19 protein-coding genes are annotated in these 21,161 nt (G+C 55.8%); 13 read left to right on the top strand and 6 right to left on the bottom strand.

Annotated elements, in window-relative coordinates; all coding sequences use genetic code 11:
- Positions 1-3 precede the first annotated feature (3 nt).
- The 8 genes from livM to minE all read left to right on the top strand — a co-directional run bounded on the left by livM (position 4) and on the right by minE (position 6,890).
- Positions 4-1,395 (top strand): high-affinity branched-chain amino acid ABC transporter permease LivM, encoded by a 1,392-nt coding sequence (livM, locus tag G6L01_RS11950; protein WP_070166576.1) that lies wholly within the window; start codon positions 4-6, stop codon positions 1,393-1,395.
- On the top strand, positions 1,395-2,270 hold the full coding sequence (locus G6L01_RS11945; RefSeq protein ID WP_070166575.1) for an ABC transporter ATP-binding protein: 876 nt from the start codon (positions 1,395-1,397) through the stop codon (positions 2,268-2,270). The genes livM and G6L01_RS11945 overlap by 1 nt, the downstream gene beginning before the upstream one ends.
- Complete coding sequence (locus tag G6L01_RS11940; protein ID WP_070166574.1) at positions 2,270-2,998, top strand: ABC transporter ATP-binding protein; 729 nt, start codon at positions 2,270-2,272, stop codon at positions 2,996-2,998. Before G6L01_RS11945 ends, G6L01_RS11940 begins: the two co-directional genes overlap by 1 nt.
- Before the next feature lie 54 nt (positions 2,999-3,052).
- Positions 3,053-3,406, top strand: a complete 354-nt coding sequence (locus G6L01_RS11935; protein WP_070166573.1) for a DUF6867 family protein — start codon at positions 3,053-3,055, stop codon at positions 3,404-3,406.
- 134 nt (positions 3,407-3,540) lie between these two features.
- The gene (locus tag G6L01_RS11930) at positions 3,541-4,656 is read left to right on the top strand and encodes a branched-chain amino acid ABC transporter substrate-binding protein (protein ID WP_070166572.1); all 1,116 of its coding nucleotides are present in this window, start codon (positions 3,541-3,543) and stop codon (positions 4,654-4,656) included.
- Positions 4,657-4,884: 228 nt separating this feature from the next.
- The gene (gene minC / locus G6L01_RS11925; RefSeq protein ID WP_070166571.1) at positions 4,885-5,685 is read left to right on the top strand and encodes a septum site-determining protein MinC; all 801 of its coding nucleotides are present in this window, start codon (positions 4,885-4,887) and stop codon (positions 5,683-5,685) included.
- A 132-nt stretch (positions 5,686-5,817) separates the two neighbouring features.
- The gene (gene minD / locus G6L01_RS11920) at positions 5,818-6,633 is read left to right on the top strand and encodes a septum site-determining protein MinD (RefSeq protein ID WP_015916930.1); all 816 of its coding nucleotides are present in this window, start codon (positions 5,818-5,820) and stop codon (positions 6,631-6,633) included.
- The gene (gene minE / locus G6L01_RS11915; protein ID WP_015916929.1) at positions 6,630-6,890 is read left to right on the top strand and encodes a cell division topological specificity factor MinE; all 261 of its coding nucleotides are present in this window, start codon (positions 6,630-6,632) and stop codon (positions 6,888-6,890) included. The genes minD and minE overlap by 4 nt, the downstream gene beginning before the upstream one ends.
- 376 nt (positions 6,891-7,266) lie before the next feature.
- Here the strand turns inward: minE and G6L01_RS11910 are convergent, their stop codons facing one another.
- Positions 7,267-7,893, bottom strand: a complete 627-nt coding sequence (locus G6L01_RS11910) for a hypothetical protein (RefSeq protein ID WP_139190213.1) — start codon at positions 7,891-7,893, stop codon at positions 7,267-7,269.
- A gap of 62 nt (positions 7,894-7,955) precedes the next feature.
- Positions 7,956-8,771: an RHS repeat-associated core domain-containing protein gene (locus G6L01_RS11905; protein WP_174089257.1), complete on the bottom strand. Its 816-nt coding sequence runs from the start codon at positions 8,769-8,771 to the stop codon at positions 7,956-7,958.
- A gap of 132 nt (positions 8,772-8,903) precedes the next feature.
- Here G6L01_RS11905 and G6L01_RS11900 point away from each other — a divergent pair, with 132 nt between their 5' ends.
- The 4 genes from G6L01_RS11900 (at position 8,904) to G6L01_RS11885 (ending at position 11,920) form a co-directional block, all read left to right on the top strand.
- On the top strand, positions 8,904-9,059 hold the full coding sequence (locus G6L01_RS11900) for an AbrB/MazE/SpoVT family DNA-binding domain-containing protein (RefSeq protein ID WP_174089256.1): 156 nt from the start codon (positions 8,904-8,906) through the stop codon (positions 9,057-9,059).
- Positions 9,060-9,082: 23 nt separating this feature from the next.
- Positions 9,083-9,265, top strand: a complete 183-nt coding sequence (locus G6L01_RS11895) for a hypothetical protein (protein ID WP_427832959.1) — start codon at positions 9,083-9,085, stop codon at positions 9,263-9,265.
- Between the two features lie 512 nt (positions 9,266-9,777).
- Positions 9,778-10,269 carry a hypothetical protein gene (locus tag G6L01_RS11890; protein WP_070166570.1) on the top strand — a complete coding sequence of 164 codons (492 nt, stop codon included), beginning with the start codon at positions 9,778-9,780 and terminating at the stop codon, positions 10,267-10,269.
- 421 nt (positions 10,270-10,690) lie between these two features.
- Positions 10,691-11,920, top strand: coding sequence for an acyltransferase family protein (locus G6L01_RS11885; protein WP_081344169.1), 1,230 nt, complete (start codon positions 10,691-10,693; stop codon positions 11,918-11,920).
- 273 nt (positions 11,921-12,193) lie between these two features.
- Here G6L01_RS11885 and G6L01_RS11880 read toward each other — a convergent pair whose 3' ends face one another.
- Together G6L01_RS11880 and G6L01_RS11875 are read right to left on the bottom strand one after the other, a co-directional pair.
- On the bottom strand, positions 12,194-13,138 hold the full coding sequence (locus G6L01_RS11880; RefSeq protein WP_070166567.1) for a response regulator transcription factor: 945 nt from the start codon (positions 13,136-13,138) through the stop codon (positions 12,194-12,196).
- A gap of 264 nt (positions 13,139-13,402) precedes the next feature.
- The gene (locus tag G6L01_RS11875) at positions 13,403-16,780 is read right to left on the bottom strand and encodes a hybrid sensor histidine kinase/response regulator (protein WP_070166566.1); all 3,378 of its coding nucleotides are present in this window, start codon (positions 16,778-16,780) and stop codon (positions 13,403-13,405) included.
- Between the two features lie 297 nt (positions 16,781-17,077).
- Between G6L01_RS11875 and olsC the strand changes: the two genes are divergently transcribed.
- Positions 17,078-17,908 carry an ornithine lipid ester-linked acyl 2-hydroxylase OlsC gene (olsC, locus tag G6L01_RS11870; protein WP_081344168.1) on the top strand — a complete coding sequence of 277 codons (831 nt, stop codon included), beginning with the start codon at positions 17,078-17,080 and terminating at the stop codon, positions 17,906-17,908.
- Positions 17,909-18,002: 94 nt separating this feature from the next.
- Here olsC and G6L01_RS11865 read toward each other — a convergent pair whose 3' ends face one another.
- Together G6L01_RS11865 and G6L01_RS11860 are read right to left on the bottom strand one after the other, a co-directional pair.
- The gene (locus G6L01_RS11865) at positions 18,003-20,576 is read right to left on the bottom strand and encodes an HWE histidine kinase domain-containing protein (protein ID WP_070166565.1); all 2,574 of its coding nucleotides are present in this window, start codon (positions 20,574-20,576) and stop codon (positions 18,003-18,005) included.
- Positions 20,557-21,135, bottom strand: a complete 579-nt coding sequence (locus tag G6L01_RS11860; protein ID WP_070166564.1) for a biliverdin-producing heme oxygenase — start codon at positions 21,133-21,135, stop codon at positions 20,557-20,559. Before G6L01_RS11860 ends, G6L01_RS11865 begins: the two co-directional genes overlap by 20 nt.
- Positions 21,136-21,161: the final 26 nt, after the last annotated feature.

The raw sequence follows: 21,161 nt of genomic DNA, 5'->3' as shown, positions 1-21,161 counted from the left end.
ATCATGGCAAATGTCGACATTTCTGCCGTCAAGGCGCAGCCCGGCCTGATGGCGCGGGCATTGAAAGAAGCCGTGTTCGCAGGCTTGCTGGCGCTCGGCCTGTTCGTGCTGTTCATCGGCATCAAGACCGACCAGGACATCAACAATGCCCTGGTCTGGTATACGCGCTGGGGTCTTCTGTCGATTTTCGTGGCGATTGCCGCCATCGGCCGGTTTGCCGTGGTCGCTGTCTTGCGGCCCTGGTCGGCAGCGCGCAAGGCGCGGGCGGCTGCAAAGCCCGCCGCTACCACGGATGCCCGGCCATCGTTCTTCAAGACGCATTTCCTGAAGATTGCGCTTGTGGCGCTGATCCTCTATCCGCCGGTCATTCTCTTTCTGGTCGGTACACAGGGTTCGCTGAAATATGTCGATAATTTCGGCATCCAGATCCTGATCTACGTCATGCTCGCCTGGGGATTGAACATCGTCGTCGGTCTGGCCGGGTTGCTGGATCTCGGCTATGTCGCCTTCTATGCGGTCGGTGCCTATTCCTACGCGTTGCTGTCGCAGCATTTCGGCCTGTCTTTCTGGCTGCTGCTGCCGATATCGGGCATTCTGGCCGCCTTCTGGGGCATCATGCTCGGTTTTCCGGTGCTGCGCCTGCGGGGAGACTACCTCGCCATCGTCACGCTGGCCTTCGGGGAAATCATCCGGTTGGTGCTGATCAACTGGACGGATGTCACCCAGGGCACGTTCGGCGTATCGGGCATTCCCAAGGCGACACTGTTTGGCATTCCCTTCGATGCCTCGGCGCATGGTTTTGCCAAGACCTTCGGCCTGCCGATGTCCTCGGCCTATTACAAGATCTTCCTGTTCTATCTGGCGCTGGGGCTGTGCATGCTCACCGCCTATGTGACCATCCGGCTGCGGCGCATGCCGATTGGCCGGGCCTGGGAAGCGCTGCGCGAAGACGAGATCGCCTGCCGCTCGCTTGGCATCGACACGGTGAAGACCAAACTGACGGCCTTTGCCATCGGCGCGATGTTCGGCGGTTTTGCCGGGTCGTTCTTTGCCGCCCGCCAGGGTTTCGTGTCGCCGGAAAGCTTCGTCTTCCTGGAATCGGCGGTTATTCTCGCCATCGTGGTTCTGGGTGGCATGGGGTCTTTGACCGGTATCGCGGTCGCCGCCATCGTCATGGTCGGTGGCACGGAACTGCTGCGCGAGATGGAATTCCTGAAGCACGTGTTCGGACCTGATTTTACTCCTGAACTGTATCGCATGCTGCTATTCGGTCTTGCCATGATTGTGGTCATGCTGTTCAAGCCGCGCGGCTTTGTCGGCAGCAGAGAGCCGACGGCCTTCCTGAAGGAACGCAAGGCTGTCTCCGGCAGCTTTACCAAGGAGGGTCACGGCTGATGACATCCGGGACGCAAACCATGAGCAATGACCCAATCTTGACGGTCGAGCACCTGTCGATGAAATTCGGCGGCTTGATGGCCATCAACGACTTCTCTTTTGAAGCCCGGCGCGGTGAAATTACCGCGCTGATCGGCCCGAACGGAGCGGGCAAGACCACGGTGTTCAACTGCATTACCGGCTTCTACAAGCCGACAATGGGGATGGTCACCCTGCGCCAGAAGGCTGGCAAGGAATTCCTTTTGGAACGCCTGACGGATTTCGAGATTACCAAGAAAGCCAAGGTGGCGCGTACCTTCCAGAATATCCGGCTGTTCTCCGGCCTGACCGTGCTGGAAAACCTGCTGGTTGCCCAGCACAATGCGCTGATGAAGGCCTCCGGCTATACGGTGCTCGGTCTGCTCGGCCTGCCCGCCTACAAGAAGGCAGCGGCACTGTCGATCGACAAGGCGAGGTTCTGGCTGGAGCGCGCCGACCTGATCGAGCGGGCCGACGATCCGGCTGGCGATCTGCCCTACGGCGCACAGCGGCGTCTCGAAATCGCTCGCGCAATGTGTACGGAACCGGAATTGCTGTGCCTGGATGAGCCTGCTGCCGGCCTCAACCCACGGGAATCGCTGGCGCTCAACACTCTGCTCAATGGCATCAGGGACGAAACCGGCACATCGATCATGCTGATCGAGCACGATATGTCGGTGGTCATGGAAATCTCCGACCACGTTGTGGTGCTGGAATATGGCCAGAAGATTTCCGATGGCACGCCTGACCACGTGAAGAACGACCCGAGAGTCATTGCGGCCTATCTTGGTGTCGAGGATGAAGAACTGGACGACGCGATTTCCGATGTGGAAGCCGTGGCCGGAGGCAAATTGTGATGACTGCTGAAGCTCTTTTGAAGGTTGAGGCCGTCGAGACCTATTACGGCAATATCCGCGCGCTTGGCGGTGTCAGCGTCGAGGTTAAAAAAGGCGAGATCGTCAGCCTGATCGGCGCCAATGGCGCTGGCAAATCGACGCTGATGATGACGATTTGCGGCAGCCCGCAGGCGCGCGCCGGCCGGGTGATTTTCGACGGTGTGGACATTACCAAAATGCCCACCCACCTGATCGCTCGCCAGCGCATCGCACAATCACCGGAAGGGCGGCGGATTTTTCCGCGCATGACGGTGATGGAAAACCTGCAAATGGGTGCTGGTCTCGACAATCTCAAATATTTCCAGGAGGACGTCGAGAAGATCTTCACCCTGTTTCCGCGCCTGAAAGAGCGTCACGCCCAACGCGGCGGCACGCTTTCCGGCGGTGAGCAGCAGATGTTGTCCATCGGCCGGGCGCTGATGGCGCGGCCCAAGCTGCTGCTGCTGGACGAACCATCGCTGGGGCTGGCGCCCTTGATCGTCAAGGGGATTTTCGAGGCGATCAAGAAACTCAACCAGGAAGAAGGGCTGACCGTGTTCCTGGTCGAACAGAATGCGTTTGCCGCGCTGAAACTGTCCGACCGCGCCTATGTCATGGTCAACGGGTTGGTGACGATGAGCGGCTCCGGCCGGGAATTGCTGGCCGACCCTCAGGTACGTGCCGCCTATCTCGAAGGCGGACGGCATTAGTCGCCGTGCCATGCCGATAAACTGCGGATAAAAAGACCCCGGAGGGGAAAAGACATGCAGGGTTTGTTTTTCGATACGGATGACCAGGTGCGGATGGTGCTGCGTTTTCTCGTGGTGCTGCTCGGTTTCTGGACCGCATGGCGCACCGGCAAGGCCGTTGCCGAAAACTGGGAAGGCTATGGCCGGGTGGTGATCTACACGCTGCTGCTGGCGCTGGTCATGCGGTTTCTCCACCATGCCTTGTTTGAAGGGCCGATGCTGGATCTCGGTCTTTACGCGATGGATTTTGTCGTTCTGCTGGTGTTTTCGATGGTCGGTTTCCGCCAGCGACGCACCCGCCAGATGGCCGGTAACTATTACTGGCTCTATGAAAAAACTTCCCCACTTTCCTGGAAGAAGAAAGATTGACAGCACCGTCTTTCTCGCCTCTGATGGCCGGGGAAATTGCAATAATAAAGAGTGGAAGAGTTTTCCGGCGCAATCTAGGTGGGTGTTGCGCGGGGGATCGAAATAAGCCCGCCCTAAAAACTGGGAGTATCAGAATGAAGAAGTCGCTTCTTTCAGCCGTGGCGCTGACAGCCATGGTTGCCTTCAGCGGCACCGCCTGGGCTGACATCATCGTCGGTGTCGGCGGTCCCCTGACAGGCCCGAACGCTGCTTTCGGCGCACAGCTCCAGAAGGGTGCCGAACAGGCCGCTGCCGATATCAACGCAGCTGGCGGCATCAATGGCGAAAAGATCAAGATCGTGCTCGGCGACGACGTGTCGGATGCCAAGCAGGGCGTTTCCGTCGCCAACAAATTCGTGGCCGATGGCGTCAAATATGTGATCGGCCACTTCAACTCGGGCGTATCGATCCCGGCTTCGGACGTGTATGCCGAAAATGGCATTTTGCAGATCACGCCAGCCTCGACCAATCCGAAATTCACCGAGCGCGGCATGTGGAACACGTTCCGCACCTGCGGTCGTGATGACCAGCAGGGCGCGGTTGCCGGCAAATACATTGCTGAAAAGTTCAAGGGCGTGAAGGTTGCCGTCATTCATGACAAGACCCCTTACGGTCAGGGTCTTGCTGACGAAACCAAGAAGGCCATGAATGGTCTGGGCGTCAAGGAAGTCATCTACGAAGGCATCACTCCCGGTGAAAAGGACTATTCGGCCCTGATCGCCAAGATGAAGGAAGCCGGCGTTGGCGTGGTTTACTTCGGCGGTCTGCACACGGAAGCTGGCCTGATCCTGCGTCAGATGGCTGACCAGGGCGTCAAGGCGACCCTGATGTCGGGCGACGGTATCACGTCCAACGAACTGGCCTCGATTGCTGGCGATGCCGTCAATGGCACGCTGATGACCTTCCCGCCGGATCCGCGTAACAACCCGAACGCCAAGGACGCGGTCAAGAAGTTCCGCGATGCTGGCTTCGAGCCCGAAGCCTATACGCTGTATTCCTACGCTGCCCTGCAGATCATTGCAGAGGCTGCCAAAGCTGCCGGTTCCACCGATGCGGAAAAGGTTGCTGAAACCATGAAGGCCAAGGGTCCGTTCACGACCGTTATCGGCTCGATCGGCTTTGACGCCAAGGGCGACATCACCCGTCCCGACTACGTGATGTACACCTGGAAGAAGGGCCCTGACGGCAAGTATTCCTACTTCGAAAACTAATTTCTGCTGACTTTACCAGCGGAAACGAAAGCCCGGCCTTGCGCCGGGCTTTTTGCGTCGCACACTTGTGTGACGCTTGCGTGCAACCGCAAAATTAATTTTCTAACGATTTGAATATTATAACCAATTAGCATCATCAATATCGTTTGTCTTAACGGATTGAAGGGCCGCGTTAACCTTTTGTTAACCAAATCAGCCGTAAACCATCTCAACGATTTGTTCATAAAGATGACCGAAGTGCTAACAGAACCCCGCTCAATCCGCATCAAAGGCCGTTCGTTTCTGGCGGTGGTGCTTTCACCGGACCTGCCGGTCGATAACTGGCTGGAAAGGCTGGACGATCTGGCCTCGCGCTCAGCCGGATTTTTCCTTGGCCGCCCGGTGGTTCTCGATGTGGCGGAACTGGCGATCAGCCGGGATGAGTTGAAGGCGTTGATCGCCGAGCTTTCCAGCCGCAATGTCAGCATCATGGGTCTGGAAGGCGCGCGTCCCTCGATGGTGGAACGCGGCATGCCGCCGATCCTGAAGGGTGGCCGTCCGGTGTCCGATGTGGACGTGCCAAAGGTTGACCCTGAATCATCACCAGCCGAAGACAAGAAAAAGACTGGTAAAGCCACCAAAGCCTCCGGCAAGGCTGATGAGATTGGGGAGACTGAAACACCCCAGGCCATGATCACCGCGCCGCAGGCGCGCTCCGTGGTGCAATCCCTGCTGCTGCGTGAACCGGTGCGCTCTGGCCAGTCGGTGATTTTCACCGAAGGCGATGTGACGGTGATCGGCTCGGTTGCCTCAGGCGCTGAAATCATTGCCGGTGGGTCGATCCATATCTACGGCGCCTTGCGGGGCCGGGCGATGGCGGGGTCGGTCGGCAATGCATCGGCGCGGATTTTCTGCCGCAAGATGGAGGCCGAGCTGCTCGCCATCGACGGGATCTACAAGATGGCCGAGGACATGCCGCCGGAATTACTGGGCAAACCGGTCCAGCTCTGGCTGGAAGACGATGTCATCAAGGCTGAAAAAATGGCCTGATGCTGGTTTGTGCCGTGCGGACGTCAGCTTGACGCCGACTCCGCTGGTTAAAGTTGACGTTTAATACGCTGGAAATTTGGTCCAGCGCGACCCGAAGCTTGTGCCGCATGCGGCGAAAGACAGGAGAATGAAATGGGGAAGGTCATCGTTGTGACATCAGGCAAGGGCGGCGTCGGCAAGACGACCTCCACGGCTGCCCTTGGTGCGGCACTTGCCCAGCGCGGCGACAAGGTTGTCGTCATCGATTTTGATGTCGGTCTGCGCAATCTCGATCTGGTCATGGGCGCCGAGCGCCGGGTGGTCTACGATCTCGTCAATGTCATCCAGGGCGATGCCAAGCTGCCGCAGGCGCTGATCCGCGACAAGCGGGTCGATACGCTGTACCTGCTGCCTGCTTCGCAGACCCGCGACAAGGACAATCTGACGCCCGAAGGCGTGGAATGGGTAATTACCGAGCTGAAAAAGCATTTCGACTGGGTAATCTGCGATAGCCCGGCCGGGATTGAACGCGGTGCGACGCTGGCCATGCGCCACGCCGATGTCGCCGTGGTCGTCACCAACCCCGAAGTGTCCTCGGTGCGCGATTCGGACCGGATCATTGGCCTGCTGGATTCAAAGACCCTGAAGGCCGAGCGCGGCGAGCGGATGGAAAAGCACCTGCTGCTGACCCGCTACGATGCCGTCCGCGCCCAGCGCGGCGATATGCTGAAGGTCGAGGACGTCCTGGAAATCCTCTCCATCCCGCTGCTTGGCATCATCCCGGAAAGCATGGACGTGCTGAAAGCCTCCAATATCGGCGCGCCGGTGACGCTGGCTGATGCCAAGAGCCTTCCTGCCCAGGCCTATTTCGAAGCTGCCCGCCGTCTGGCCGGTGAGGAAATTCCGGTTTCCATGCCCGAGGAAAAGCGTGGCCTGTTCGGCAAGATTTTCGCACGGAGGGCCGCATGAGCATCTTCAACCTGTTCCGCAGGCCAACCTCGGCGCCGATGGCGCGCGAACGGCTGCAAGTCCTGCTCGCCCACGAACGCGCCGCCCAAGGCTCCGACCTCGTCGCCATCCTGCGCGAGGAAATCCTGGCCGTCATCTCCAAACACGTCCAGGTCGATGCCGACAAGGTTCGCATCAAGGTGGACCGTGATGAGCACGTGTCGATCCTGGAGATCGATGTGGAAATTCCACGGGATGCTCAAGCCTTGGCGGCTTGATGGGGTGAGGGCTGGCCGGTGTGGCTTGCCTGAAGCAGATATGAGATTTTTCAGCCGCAGAGTGGAAGCTCTGCGGCTGCTTTGTTGTGATGGTGCTGGTAGGACTAGCGGCTGTCGATCAAATTGTGATGGAAGGCCTTACCGGATTTCATCGATCAGGCGCGCATGGGTGTTATGCCGTGAGGCTTCCCAGTCGTCAGCGCAAATCGGATTGCCCAATTTAGGTGCTTTGGCGATCTTATACGAAGATTCATTGAAAATGACTCTTCGTATTCCCCTTGAAAATATCTCAAGCCTCTGACGCATTTGAGATATTTTCATTTTCTTCAAGTCGAGGATGCGTCAGCATGTCAGAGACTTGGTATTAATTGCTGGATTATTTTTTTAATTTCCATTCAGATAATTGATTTTTTATATATTCGCGTATTTCTGGTATTAATGAAATATTCTCGCCGTAGACAGTGAAATTGATAATTAATTTATCGTATGCTGCATAGCTGTCGCATCTAGTTATGTGGCCACTTTGTGTCTGAGTTGTTGTAACGTCTGCGCATGTGCCAAGCCAGAATGAAAAAACATCAGTTTTGTCTTGGATAGCCGCAGGTTCAACAGAAAATAGATACCATTCGTCGCTGTGCGGTTTTTTTAAAATATATCCTTGTTCGCTTTTGGTGGCATGGTATCGAGGGTTTGCAATATATGTCATGATTTCAGGATTTTTGGAGTAAGCCCAAAATTCAAAATCGGATAACGGGTTTATTCTTAAATATAGATCGCTTGATAATAGTTCCGTATTTTTTTCATAATTATGAATTTTCTTAATTATTGTATTGGCTGGAATGGTTAGAGATGCGCTTTTGTCCGTGTCAAGGCCTAGTATTTTATAATACCATGCGTCATTGGGTTGGGAAATGACAAAAGACGCAGGTATTTTAAATTCTATATTTCCAATTGTTATTGTTTTATATGTAATTTCGTCGTTTGATTCGAAAGAATATTCCATTGTATTTTCTGTTTTTGATGCTCCTACAGCTATTAATTGCAGACAAAACAGCGATATGATTTTTAATGAGTGTCGCATGAGGAACACCAAATGCCGCTTGTAACATAGGATTCAACGCGAAATCCAAAAGCAGGCGATCCACCAAATGTTCCAGCGGGCAATCCAAATTCCCCGAAGACTTTTGCGTGATAATCGTAAACTTGTCCGGGATTTAATAAACCAAATTTTCCAATTTTATCTGCGTCTACTGCTCTTAAATGCTCTTGCATCAGTCGTTCTCTGATCGCACTGATATTTGCGCTCTGCCAATTATACTTTAAAGACATTCCCTCGACGCGATTGTTGATTGCATGTCCCCCAGTAATATAATCCATTATAGTATTTTTAGGGTTTAGAGAATTTAAACCATGTACAGCGATTGGATCATTTTGGAGGCTTCGCAACTCCCAAAACCGTCCTGGCTCATGATTGATTAAGGCCGATCGCTCTTGAAGCGTCGGTGTCATTCCGTCAAAAGTCTTTGACACATATTCTCTGTTTCGCTGCCTGCCTTCTTCGTCCTCATTGCCTGGCATTAGAGAGGCTTGGCTTTCAACACTGTAGGTGCGGCCTAAGTCCTGAGCTTCTCTTGAAGCTGTTTCATTTCTTTCTATTTCATGGCGATCGAAAGAATCGATTTGAATCTCACCGCCATCCGCATGGCCGTTGCGGTCACTTTTGTTTACCGGATTATTGCTTGCATACGAATACCTGTTCGTTCCAACACCCGAAATATTGGGGTCCCAGCTATCTGGAGATATAAAGCGCGCACTTGCTGTATGCTGAGCAAAAAATGCGAACGCAGAAGATATAATCAGCAAAAATATATTATGGCGCATAACATAATCCCAATTCGCTCTTTTGAAAATACCTTATATTTAACTGCTTGCCACCGAAATCATTATATTTCAAGCTGAGGTTTTATCTACTTGCGTTGATGACCGGATCTCGTTGATGGGGCAACGGTCGTTATGACGTTCGACAATGGTTGTCTGGTGATCGAGCCGCAGGAGCGGCCTCGGTACACGCTGGAGGAATTGCTGTCCAAATGCGATGAGTCTGCGGAAGTCTCTGAAGAAGGTCGGGAATGGCTTCATAGTGAGCCTGTCGGTGAAGAGTTGATGTAAGGGAGCGTGGCGATATCTGGTTGGTGTTGCTTGCTCGCATATCCAGCGTCGAACAACAGGGAACATGCTTGGTGCTGATTATTTCGCACGGTCAGTTCAATCGTTTGACCAAGAAGTCTGTGGTTCTGGGGAACGTTGGCCTTGGTGCAGGGGTGTCCCCCTCTGGCTTGCCAGCCATCTCCCCCTCAAGGGGGGAGATCGGATAGGCGAAATCGCCCGTTTCAGCAGATAAAGTTGCGTCTTCCCCGACCTCTGAAAAGTAATGTGAAGCAAGAAGCTTGCCTCTTGTCGATCTCCACCCTTGAGGGGGAGATGTCCGGCAGGACAGAGGGGGGTACACGCCACGCACAACGCCGACAATTTTCCCCCGTTCAAAATCGCACCAATCCCCTCTTTTCCTCCCTACTCGTTATGCGCTAAGACAAGGGTGAGATCGGTTGTAACGAGCCGGTCTTGGGGCGTCGTAACCCCGGTTAAAAACGGTCAGTGTCGATCGTTAAAATGACACCCCTCAGCCATAGGTTTGTGGCTGAGGTGGTGAACTGTGTCTATACGGTTCGCTCTCTACCATTCTCTATGGTCGGGGAGGCCTCGGCGTATGTCCAGAGCTTCGGCTTAAAGGTCGAGGCGGTCGTTTTTTTACCGGCTTACGAACTCCCCGATCACCAGAGACAGTTCTCTGGTGATCGCTCGTTTTCAAGCGTGGGAGGAATGGACAATGGCGGATTACAATGTCTGGGCTGATCTTTTCTATACGTGGCAATCGACATCCGATTGGGTGAAAGCTCTTGTTATCGTCGTGCCACCGGTTTTCGTGGCGACCGTGCTGGCGCTGGTGCTGCGCTACAGGCAGAAGACGGGGGAAGACGGTCCAGTCCCCTCCGGGGACCATCTTTCGCCACCGCAGCACTTCCAACTGAGACCGGAGGATATGCCGGAGCCGGGCGACGAAATGGACCATATGCTGCTCGACGCCGCCACCAATCTTCAACATCGGCTGGAGGACGCCCGCCGGTTGCTCAATCCGCAAGAGAGTTCCGTGGCCGACGGGGCAGACCTGGGCAGAAGCGAGGTGCGCCAACAGATTACCCAGATCATCCTTGAGGAATATCACCGTGGATCCGATCCGGGGGTTGCCCTTCGGCGCGGGCGAGAGTTTCTCGCCAGCCAGCGAAACGCCCATAGCACCAATCCGGATGCGCAAGAATAATACGAAGAGACATTGAAGCTAGCTCATCCTATTACTTTTGAAAATTTCTCAAGCGGTTCAAGCATTTGAGATATTTGTAATGCCGTCAAGGCGCGAATGCGGTCCACACCTTCGAGTCATGATATCGGGGCGTTCGTCTGTACAATTGATCCACTGGAGCGATTGTTTGTGTGCGGTGACCCTTTCTCAACCCATCTCCAGAGGGAACATCAATCTGAGCTGGTCTTTTTCTCACAAATTTGCCTATAGATTTATCATTGGCACTGTTTTGTGACTTGTTCTGAAAATGAGTGGAAAAAGGCATTGCATGTTAATGCATGAGATGCTTTGATGACGTGAAATTAATTTCACTTATATCATTTTTTTCCGAATAAATCGATATTTCTCTATATATACTTTCCTTTGTGGTGGGATTTGTAAGATGAGATTTGTTGCGCTTGATTCTTTGCGTGGAATTTCTGCATTGATGGTGGTTTTTTTCCACATCGAAATCATGGGAAAAATCTATGCGGGTGTTTTCCATGGTCTGAAATTTATTGAGCATAGTTTTCTTTTTGTTGATTTTTTCTTTGTTCTGAGTGGGTTTGTTTTATCTCACGCCTATTTGTCATCTATTCGGAATTCAGGTGATGTTTTTGCGTTTATCGTGAGACGGTTCGGTCGGGTTTATCCACTACATTTTATGTTTCTCGTGCTGATGATTGCCTTGGAAATATTCAGATATCTCGCAAATGGATATGGAATTGCATCTTTTGATCGGATTTTTACGGGAGAAACCTCGTTCTATGCAATTCTAACAAATCTATTTTTGCTTCAATCTTTGGGCTTTAACGATACCCCGACATGGAACTCGCCATCGTGGAGCATTAGCTCTGAATTCTATGTATATATTTTATTTTCGCTTATTATTTTTGCTTTTAGAAACAAAAAATACGTTGTTACATTTATATCTTTGTTTATTCTAATTTCAAGTGCATTAATTCTTATTAATTATTCTGCACGATATATGGATACTATATTCGATTACGCCATTTACCGTTGCCTTTTCGGGTTTTTCGTTGGTGTGTTTACCTATGCAATAACGGCTGGAATTCGTAGCCGCGTAGAGCTTGGGGTGGAGAGTGGGAAGGTGTTGTTTTCCATTCTGGAGCCTCTTGCGGTGATTGCATGCGCTGTTTTCATTTATCAGGTCGGCGCGTCACCGCTTTCCTATATTGCGCCTTTTATATTCGCGGTCGTCGTTGCCGTCTTTTCGTTCGAAAAGAGTTGGATGTCTTTACTTCTGAAAGCCAAGCCCTTTGAGCTGCTAGGGAATATTTCCTACACTATCTATATATCCCATGCATTTTTCTTAAGCTCAGTGTCACTAGGTTTGCAAATACTTGCTCAAAAGGGCCTCTTTTTCAGATGGAGTGAACATTTTCCGGATCAATGGCACGGGTATGGAATCAAAATTATGGTTCCTTCATTGCCAATTATTTCAAATGTTATAGTTGTTGCCGTATTCATTCTGATTATATATATGGCATTTCTTATAAATAAATATATTGAGCAGCCAAGTCGAAATTATTTCAATAATATATCGGATTCAGTGAAAACAAATAATGATTCCACTTTTGGTGAGAGGTTGTTGAATTATTCTAATAAATAATATGAATACAATTATTTTTGTCTATGGTGTCGTGCAGTTGTTTGATATAAGTGTGATTTTGTTATTTTCTTTGGATGGAAAAACTGCTTCCAAATTTTGATCCAATGATTTGTATGGGGGATTCATTGAAAATGGCTCTTCTTGTTCATTTTAAAATTACCTCAAGCGGTACAAGCATTTGAGATATTTATAATCTCTTCAAGGCGAGGATGCGTGAGTATCTTTGAGCCTTGGTATTCGGCTGAAGGCTTGTTGCTTCCACGCATACGTCCCTCACTCCACCCTCAACACCGCCGCCGCCTTCACCGCCGCAGATGCCCGATTTTCCACGCCAAGCTTCACATAGATCTGTTCCAGATGCTTGTTCACCGTGCGGGCGGCGAGGCCGAGGATTTCGCCGATGTCGCGGTTGGGTTTGCCGCGGGCGATCCACAGCAGGACTTCGGATTCGCGCTGGGTGAGGCCAAAGGCCTGGCGCAGGCGTTCGTCTTCGCGTTGCTGGCCGCCAGCGCTGAGGCGGAACAGGTATTCGTCGGCGGCCATGGCGCCGAGATAGGCGATTTGCAGGGCAGGGTGGTTTTCGAGCGGCAAGGTCAGGGCGGCGTCGCGGGATGGGGCCGAGGGGTTTGCGGCAGGTGTTGAGGCTGCGCGGGCCTGCATCCATTCGCCAATCGCCTTGATCACAGTGTCCAGCCCGTCCTCGCGGCCGGTGGCGGTGGTGATCAGGCGGCTGGCCTGCGGCGTGGACCACAGCAGGCTGCCATCAGCGCGCAAGGCCAGCAGGTGGCGGCCTGCGGCGTCCAGCGCGACACGGGCGCTTTGGGCGGACCGGGCATTAGCGAGATGTACGCGGATGCGGGCGCGTAGCTCATCGATATTGATCGGCTTGGTCAGGTAATCGACACCGCCGACTTCCAAGGCATGCACCACATGTTCGGTTTCGCTAAGGCCGGTCATGAAGATGACAGGCACCTGCGCCACCGCCGGATTGGCCTTGATCTGTCGACAGGTCTCGAACCCGTCCATGCCGGGCATCACAGCATCCAGCAGGATCAGGTCGGGGCTGATCCGCTCGACAATGCCCAGCGCCCCTTGGCCGGACGTGGCGATCAGCACGGAAAAGCCTGACTGTTCCAGCGCGTCGGTCAAAAAGCCCAGTGCTTCGGGACTGTCATCGACGAGGAGGATGATATCGCGGGGGGAGGTCGTTTCAGCCATGGTCTGTGATGTCCAAGGGGCGGAGAAAAGGAAAGCAGGCGGGACGGCATGTCTCTTCTCCCCAGCGGGGAGAAGGTGGCGGCAGCCGGATGAGGGGGGCGAAGCCAGACCACGGAGTGAGGCGTTGCGTAAAACAAGCCTTTACACCAAGTCGCCCCCCTCTGGCCTGCCGGCCATCTCCCCCTCGGGTGGGGAGATCGGCTGGGGGATGTCTCGGCGCAAGACCGGCAATGGATTGGCGGTTGGGCGATGGCCTCTGCACGCTCATGCCTTGCCCTCCTGATAGCGATCAAGACAGGCGATCAGCCCGGCCATGTCGAAGGCCTGGACGAAGGGGCGCAATTCGTCGGTGAAGGGCAGCATATCCGGTGTCTTGGCCAATTCCTGCAATTTGTTTTCCAAGCCCCTGATATAGCCGATTTCGGCCAGCTTGCGCAGGTCCTCGCGATGGGCAAGGCCGGGATCGCGCGGCGTGCCTGCGGGCAAGGCGGGGGCGGGCGGGGGCATGTCTTCGGCATAGAGCCAGCGCAGTTTCAGGTGGCGGGCCAGCTTGTCGCGCAACATTTTCACGTCGACGGGCTTGGGGATGGCGTCGTTATGGCCGCCGGAGCCGGGCTCGCGCACCGCGCCGTCGCCGATATTGGCCGACAGCATCAGGATCGGGGCGCTCTGGCCAGCATCGCGCAGCCGCTCGACCAATTGCCAGCCGTTCATGCCCGGCATGGAAATATCGACCAGGAAAAGATCGGGTTTGACACCTTCGATCAGCGCCAGACAATCCGGTCCACCCGTGGCGGTCAGCACGATGAAATCCAGGGGCGCCAGCGCCTCGCGCATCAGTTCGCGGTGATCCTCATTGTCGTCGACCACGACGATGGTGCGGCGTGGGCCATCGTAGGAGAGGATCTTGCGTTCCGCCTTGGGTGCCGTGCTGGGCCGGTCAACGGAAGACAGCATCAGCCGCACCCGGAAGGTCGTGCCTTTATCCTTCTCGCTCTCCACGGCAATTTCGCCGCCCAGCGTATTGGTGAGCAGCTTGGTGATGGTCAGCCCCAGCCCCAGCCCCGGCATCGGGCGGATATTGTCGGCCTCGCCGCGCTGGAAGGGTTCGTAGATCCGGCTCAGGTCTTTCTGCGCAATGCCGCGCCCGGTATCGGTCACCGTGAAGCTGGCGACCTGGCTGCGATAGGCGATGTCGAAGCTGACCGTGCCCGCATCGGTGAATTTGATGGCGTTGGACAGAAGATTGACGAGGATCTGGCGCAGCCGTTTCTCGTCGGCGCGTACATATTGCGGCAGGTTCTTGGCGCGGGTGTGGGTAAAGGTCAGGCCCTTGGCCTCGGCCTGCGGGCGCAGCATGTCGAGGATCTGGTCGAGGAAATCGTGGATGTTCAGCTCGGCCGAAAACACTTGTAAGCGTCCCGCCTCGATCTTGGAAATATCCAGCAGCCCGTCGATCAGCCCGGAAAGATGGTCGGCGGACCGGCGGATCACCCGGATGGCGGATTGGCGTGGGGCGGGAATGGTCTCATCCTGCTCCAGCAATTGCGCATAGCCCATCACGGCGTTGAGCGGGGTGCGCAATTCGTGGCTGAGGCCAACCACGTAGCGGCTCTTGGCGCGGTTGGCGGCTTCCGCCGTTTCCTTGGCGGTCTGAAGCGCGGCGTCGGTTTTGCGGTGGGCGGCGATTTCCTTCAACAGCAGGCTGTTCTGGCGATAGGATTCCTCTTCTGCCACCAATCGGCTGTCATGGGCCAGCACGTAGAACCAGGTGGCGATGCCAGCTATCACCGAAAACACGAAGAACACGATCAGGATCGTCGCATTGACCACCACTTCGGTTTCTGGCGAGGCGGCGGAGACCTGATGGGCAATCAGCGCCAAAATCGCCCCCACCAGCGAAATCGCCCCGACACTGGTCATCGCATAGCGACCAAGCCGGGTCGTCAGCTTCTCGATCACCGTGCTGGGCAGCACAGTGCGGGCGACGGTGCCGACCTGCGTGTTCAGCCGGGCCTTCGGCTTGCACATGTCATGGCAGCGGCTGTCCAGCGAGCAGCACAGCGAACAGATCGGCGCGGCATAGGCAGGGCACCAGGCCATGTCTTCAGGCTCGAACGGATGTTCGCAGATCGAACAGGTGATATGGCCAAGGTTTTTCCAGGCATGGCGCGGCTTGCGGGCCAGATAGAATTTGCCCTTGGTGCCCCAGGCGATCAGCGGCGAAATCAGGAAGGCGATCAGCGTCACGAAGGTGGAGAGCGAGGCCATCAACGGCCCGAACAGGCCGAAATGGGCGGTGAGCGCCAGACCTGCCGAAATCAGCAGCGTGCCGCAGCCGACCGGGTTGATGTCATAGAGATGGGCGCGCTTGAACTCGATGCCCGGTGGTGCAAGGCCCAACCGTTTGTTGATGAACAGATCGGCGGAAATGGTGCAAAGCCAGGCCATGGCGATGATCGAGAAGATCCCGAGCGTTGCTTCCAGCAGCCGGTAGATGCCAAGCTCCATCAACAGCAGAGCGATGCCGACATTGAACACCAGCCAGACCACCCGGCCAGGATGGCTATGGGTGAGGCGGGAGAAGAAATTCGACCAGGCGAGCGAGCCTGCATAGGCGTTCATCACGTTGATCTTCAACTGCGACACCACCACGAAGGCGACCATCAGCAGCATGGCCAGCGTCTCATTGGGCAGGATATAGCCGAAGGCGGCCAGATACATATGGGCGGGATCGGCGGCCTCGCTCAGGCTGACACCGGTCGAGAGCGTCAGCACGGCGAGGAAGGAACCGGCCAGCAGCTTTGGCACGCCCAGCACTACCCAGCCTGCACCGGCCAGAAACACCATGAAACGGTGGTGCAATTTGCGCCCGCCCTCCGGCGGCAGGAAGCGCAGAAAATCCACCTGCTCGCCAATCTGTGGCATCAACGCCAGGATGACGGCGGAGGCGGCGCCAAAATCGGCGAGGCGAAACGGCGCGATATTTTGCGTTCCGGCATTGGACTGGTGAATGCCGGCAAAGGCCCGCCAGAGGTCGAATTTCTCCCAGTCCTGAAAGGCGATGAACACGAAGGGCGCGATATTCAGCACGATCCAGATCGGCTGGGTCAGAAGCTGGAATTTCGAAATCAGCTGAATGCCGTAGGTGACCAGCGGAATGACGACAACAGCCGAAATAATATAGCCGATCGAGGGGGGAATGCCGAAGGCCAGCGCCAAGGCCCCGGTCATGATCGAGGCTTCGATGGCAAACAGCATGAAGGTGAAGCTGGCATAGATCAGCGAGGTCAGCGTCGAGCCGATATAGCCGAAGCCAGCGCCACGGGTCAGAAGATCGATATCCACGCCTTCGCGGATCGCATAACGGCTGATCGGCAGACCAACCAGCAGCATCAGGACGGCAGCGACCAGAATGGCGAAAAACGCATTGGTGGTGCCATAGGACAGCGTGATCGTGCCGCCAATCGCCTCCAATGCCAGAAAGGAGATCGCGCCGATGGCGGTTTGGGAAATCCGGCTGGAGGAAAACCGGCGCGCACTTTTGGCGGTGAAGCGCAGCGCATAATCTTCCAGCGTCTGGTCTGCCACCCAGCGATTATATTGGCGTCGGACGGGAATGATGCGTTGGCGTGCGGCCATGCCGGTCTTCTGGCGCTTTCTGATGGGAAACAGGATGGATGGATACTGTCACGGCAAGCCGGGGGTTTTGCAAGGGTGCTTGGCGATGTTCGCGCCGCTTCCTGCTGTTTTTCCATTGCGCTGGAAACTGGAATTGTGACAGTGATTTCACAAGATGCGGGGTGACAGGGTTGTGGCGGCTGGACGAAATCCGGTTTGCCTCTATTTTTCCATTTTTCGGGCGTTTGGATTTTTCAACGCCTGCGCCGGTGTGATCGGCATCGCGGCACGGAATTTTTGCATCAGAAAGTGATACCGATGGATATGCCAGCCTCTCAGACTTCGACCGGTGCGGACCATGAACAAGCCTTCGGCACATCAGGCATTCAGCCGATGGACCGGCCAAGCCGCATTACCCGGTTTTTCATGGGCATCGTCGCCTGGGCGGAAAAGCTGAATTACAAATATGCCAAGCTTGGCAATCCGCCGGTTTATGACAATGCCACTTTCCCCTGGGTGGCAGAGGTGGAAAAGGCCTATCCGGCCATTCGCGCCGAGCTGGACCAGATCCTGCTGCGCCAGAGCGAGCTGCCGAGTTTTCAGGACATTTCCACCGATGTGAAGACGATTTCCACGGACAATCGGTGGAAGACCTTCTTTCTCCTCGGTTTCGGTGTGAAGTCCGAGGCCAATATCAAGGCCTGCCCGGAAACCTGGAAGGCCATGCAGGCCATTCCCGGCCTGACCACGGTGATGTTTTCGATTTTCGAACCCGGCAAGCATCTGCCCGCCCATCGCGGTCCCTATAACGGCGTGCTGCGCCTGCATCTGGGAATGATCGTGCCGGAGCCGCGCGACCAGATCGCCATCCGCGTCAAGGACCAGATCTGCCACTGGGAAGAGGGCAAAGTGTTGATCTTCGACGATGCCTATGAGCACGAAGCCTGGAACCATACCGACAAGACCCGCGTCGTGCTGTTCGTCGATTTCGCCAAGCCGCTGAAATTCCCGGCCCGTCTGGTCAATTGGGCGCTGATGAACATGGCGATCTTCACGCCCTTCATCCGCGAGGGGCTCGACAACCACAATGAGTGGGAAAAGAAGTTCTACGCCGAAGCGGAAAAGCTGCGCAACAGCACGGCTGGCTGACAAGCGTCGTTTCGACGCGCACTATATTTCGGTGTATCAGCGAAAGCCTGTCGGGTTGTTGTTAAACCAGACAGGCCATCGTTTCTTTCTATATTTAGCCCGTGGTGGCATCCGGTTGGCGCAACAGGCTCATCACCGCATCGGCCAGCGCCTCGCCGTCATAGGGTTTGTTGATGATGGTGACGTCGCCGAAGGCTTCCGGAATGATCGACCGCTCGGCATAGCCGGTGGCAAACAGAAAGGGAATGCCCCGCTGGTGCAGCTCCTGGGCCACCGGCACCGAGGTATGATTGCCAAGGTTGATGTCGAGCACGGCCACGGCAGGGGCTGTGACCTTGATTTGCGCCAGGGCTTCCGGCACGGAGCCTGCTGTCATGACCGTGGTGAAACCGGCATCACCCAGCATCATTTCGGCATCCATCGCAATCAGCATCTGGTCTTCAACCAGCAGGATCGGCAGGGTTTTGTCGATATTGGCCATGGATCGGGTCTCTGTCTCGGAGGGCGGGGCATGTGTGGTTTCCGGCTCGTGTCCGAAACCGGACAGGAAACGGGCAGGAAGCAAAAGATACGCATTCAGGCCGTGTGGATTATAATTCACGGTGCTCTTACCACCGAGATCATAGGGAATGCTACGGTCTATCAAGGCGGAGCCAAAGCCCCGGCGTGTCGGCGCGGTCACCGTTGGCCCGCCACTTTCCGTCCAGAGAATTTCACAATCTCCCTCTCCCGTCCAGCGCCAAGTCAAGTCAAGCGTGCCACCGACGCGCGAAAGTGCTCCGTATTTCGCCGCATTGGTGGCAAGCTCGTGGATAACCAGGGCCGTGACCGCATAGGCGCGGCTATCGAGCACGACCATCGGGCCACCAAGCGAGAGTGTGGTGCCCTCGGTGCGGTAAGGACCAAGCTCGGCCTGTAGCAACTCGCTCAGATTGCCGCTGCCGCTGCCGCGGATCACCTGGTCATGGGCATGGGACAGGGCGTGGACACGGCCCTTCAGCGAGGTGACATAATCCCTCAACTGGTGTTCTGGCCGGGTGGGAACACCGATCAGCGACTTGATCACCGCCAGGATATTCTTGACCCGGTGGTTCAATTCTTCATTCAGCACGCGCTGACGGATGTCGGCCTTGTTGCGCTCTTCCTGCATCAACTCATTGTGCCGGAGCACTACCTTGACGGTGACGGCGCGAATGGCTTCCGCAATTTCCCTGTCGTTTTCGCTCCAATGGTCCGATTGCTTTGTGACGGCTTCCTTCCAGATGGCGAAGCTCTTGCGTGGCGTCAGCCGGTCGCCCAGCGGTCCGATCTCATAGGATTTATCGGGATTGCCCGCCCAATTGAGCGTTTGCAACCGTTCCTTGCGGAAAAACACCAGGTAATCACGGGGTATTTCCGAGAGCGGCACGACCATGACGCCGGAGACTGTCTTATAATAACTTTCAGCTCTGGGCAGAAATTGGGACAAGGCATGGCTGGCCCAGGTCTGTCCGTCTGCAACGCTGCTGACGAAGCGTATCAGCGGTTCGATTTCGGTAGGCGGCGGACAGGTGCCAAGTGCCGTCCAGGTCCCGTTCATCCAAAGGCCAGCGCCATCGCAGGGCACGAGGCTGCTGAATTCCGGCAGGCATTCGCCAAACAGCGCCTCAAGATTTTCGTGGTGGGAAGCAAGGTGCAGGAAGCGGTCCAGCGATTGGCGTGTGCCCGTGGCCAGGTCAAGCTTATGTTTCTGTTTAAGGGCAAGCAATGTCAGGGAGAAAAACTCGCCGAACAATTCAGCGGCGACCCGTTGCGCCATCGACAGGGTCTTTTCGCGGTAATGGTGACAGGCGATCAGGCCCCAAAGCTCGCCATTCAACAGGATCGAGATCGACATGGACGCGCCGACGCCCATATTGCGCAGATATTCCAGATGAATGGGCGAAACACTGCGCAAATGCGCAAAGGACAGGTCGAGCGGCTCACCGGATGCATCCAGTTCCGGCTCGATCGCCACCTTGTGGCCGCTTGCACCGGAAATCACCCGGATGGAATTTTGCACATAGAGCTTGCGGGCCTGCTGGGGAATGTCGGATGCAGGGAAATACTGGCCAAGGAAGCTTTCCAGCTCCATCGACTTGGCCTCGCTCACCACCTTGCCGGAGCCGTCATTGTCAAAGCGGTAGATCATTACCCTGTCATAGCCGAGCACCGCCCGCACCAGCCTTGCGGAGGTGCGGATCAGCTTGTCCATGTCGTCGACATCCTTGATCCGGCCGATCATTTCTCTGGCCAATTGCAAGGGATCGCGCCCGTCATGGGCCGGTTCGAACTCGATGATGACCGTGGCGCGCTGGCGATGCACGCTGACGTCGAAAAGCTGTTCTTTTCCAAGGCCATGAGTGGGGCGAAGACGCAAATTGGGAATGAGCGCCGGCCGGGAGGCCGAAGGCGCCGTCGCCAGCGCGTTGCGCAGGTCGTGGGTGGCAGCATCGCCCAGAAGCGTGTGGACATCCAGGCCGTTCAGCGGCCCCTCCAGCCCCAACATGTCACCTACATTGGCAGAATGGCGCAGAACCTTGGCCATTTCCGCGTCGCAGGCCAGCAGGCAGCCATGCGGCTGGATGCTGCCGGGAATATGGATAGGTTCGCGGTCGCAATTGGTGAGATCAACGGTCTGCGGAGGCATGCATGGGGCTTTCGAAGGCAGCGTAGGCATAAGCGAAGGTTGCATTGGCAAAGGCCACGAGCTTCCCTTCATCGAGATCCCGCAGCTCCTCCATAAGATGTAAGAACGTGGGCCAGCTCGAAAAGTTCCCGGCCTGGGCAAAAAGATGCGCCCCGCCATGGGTGGGGCCGTACCCAAGCAGGGAGGCCCGTTTCGCCAGAAGCTTTGCGCCAAGCGCCGAGCCTTCCAGCACATAGAACAGGCCAAGCCAGTCTTCAGCCTCTTCCGGCTGGGGAACCGTCGCCTGCCAGCGCTCGTCCTCCAACTCAAGCGTCTGCAGGTCGGCGCGCAGCCCGTTGCCGATCATGACAGGCTTCCAGGTGCCTGGCCAGCTGACAAAGGGTGCCTCGGGGGCCTGTTGGACAATCATCTCTTCCAACGGCAGCCGGAAACGAGCCATTCCGAGCAAATAGGCGCGGTAGGCGGCAGGAGAGGAAAAATCGCCAATGACCGCATCGAGCTCGGCGTGAGCATCGGCGGTCGCTTCCTTCAGAAGCCGTCGCCGGGGTGAAAAAGGCATGAATGACTTTCGAAATAGATTATCGC

It is taken from the genome of Agrobacterium vitis (genome assembly GCF_013337045.2).
In the GTDB taxonomy this organism is placed as follows: Bacteria; Pseudomonadota; Alphaproteobacteria; order Rhizobiales; family Rhizobiaceae; genus Allorhizobium; species Allorhizobium vitis_B.
The sequence above is the reverse complement of the archived record's forward strand: the minus strand, read 5'-3'. Positions and strand labels throughout refer to the sequence as shown.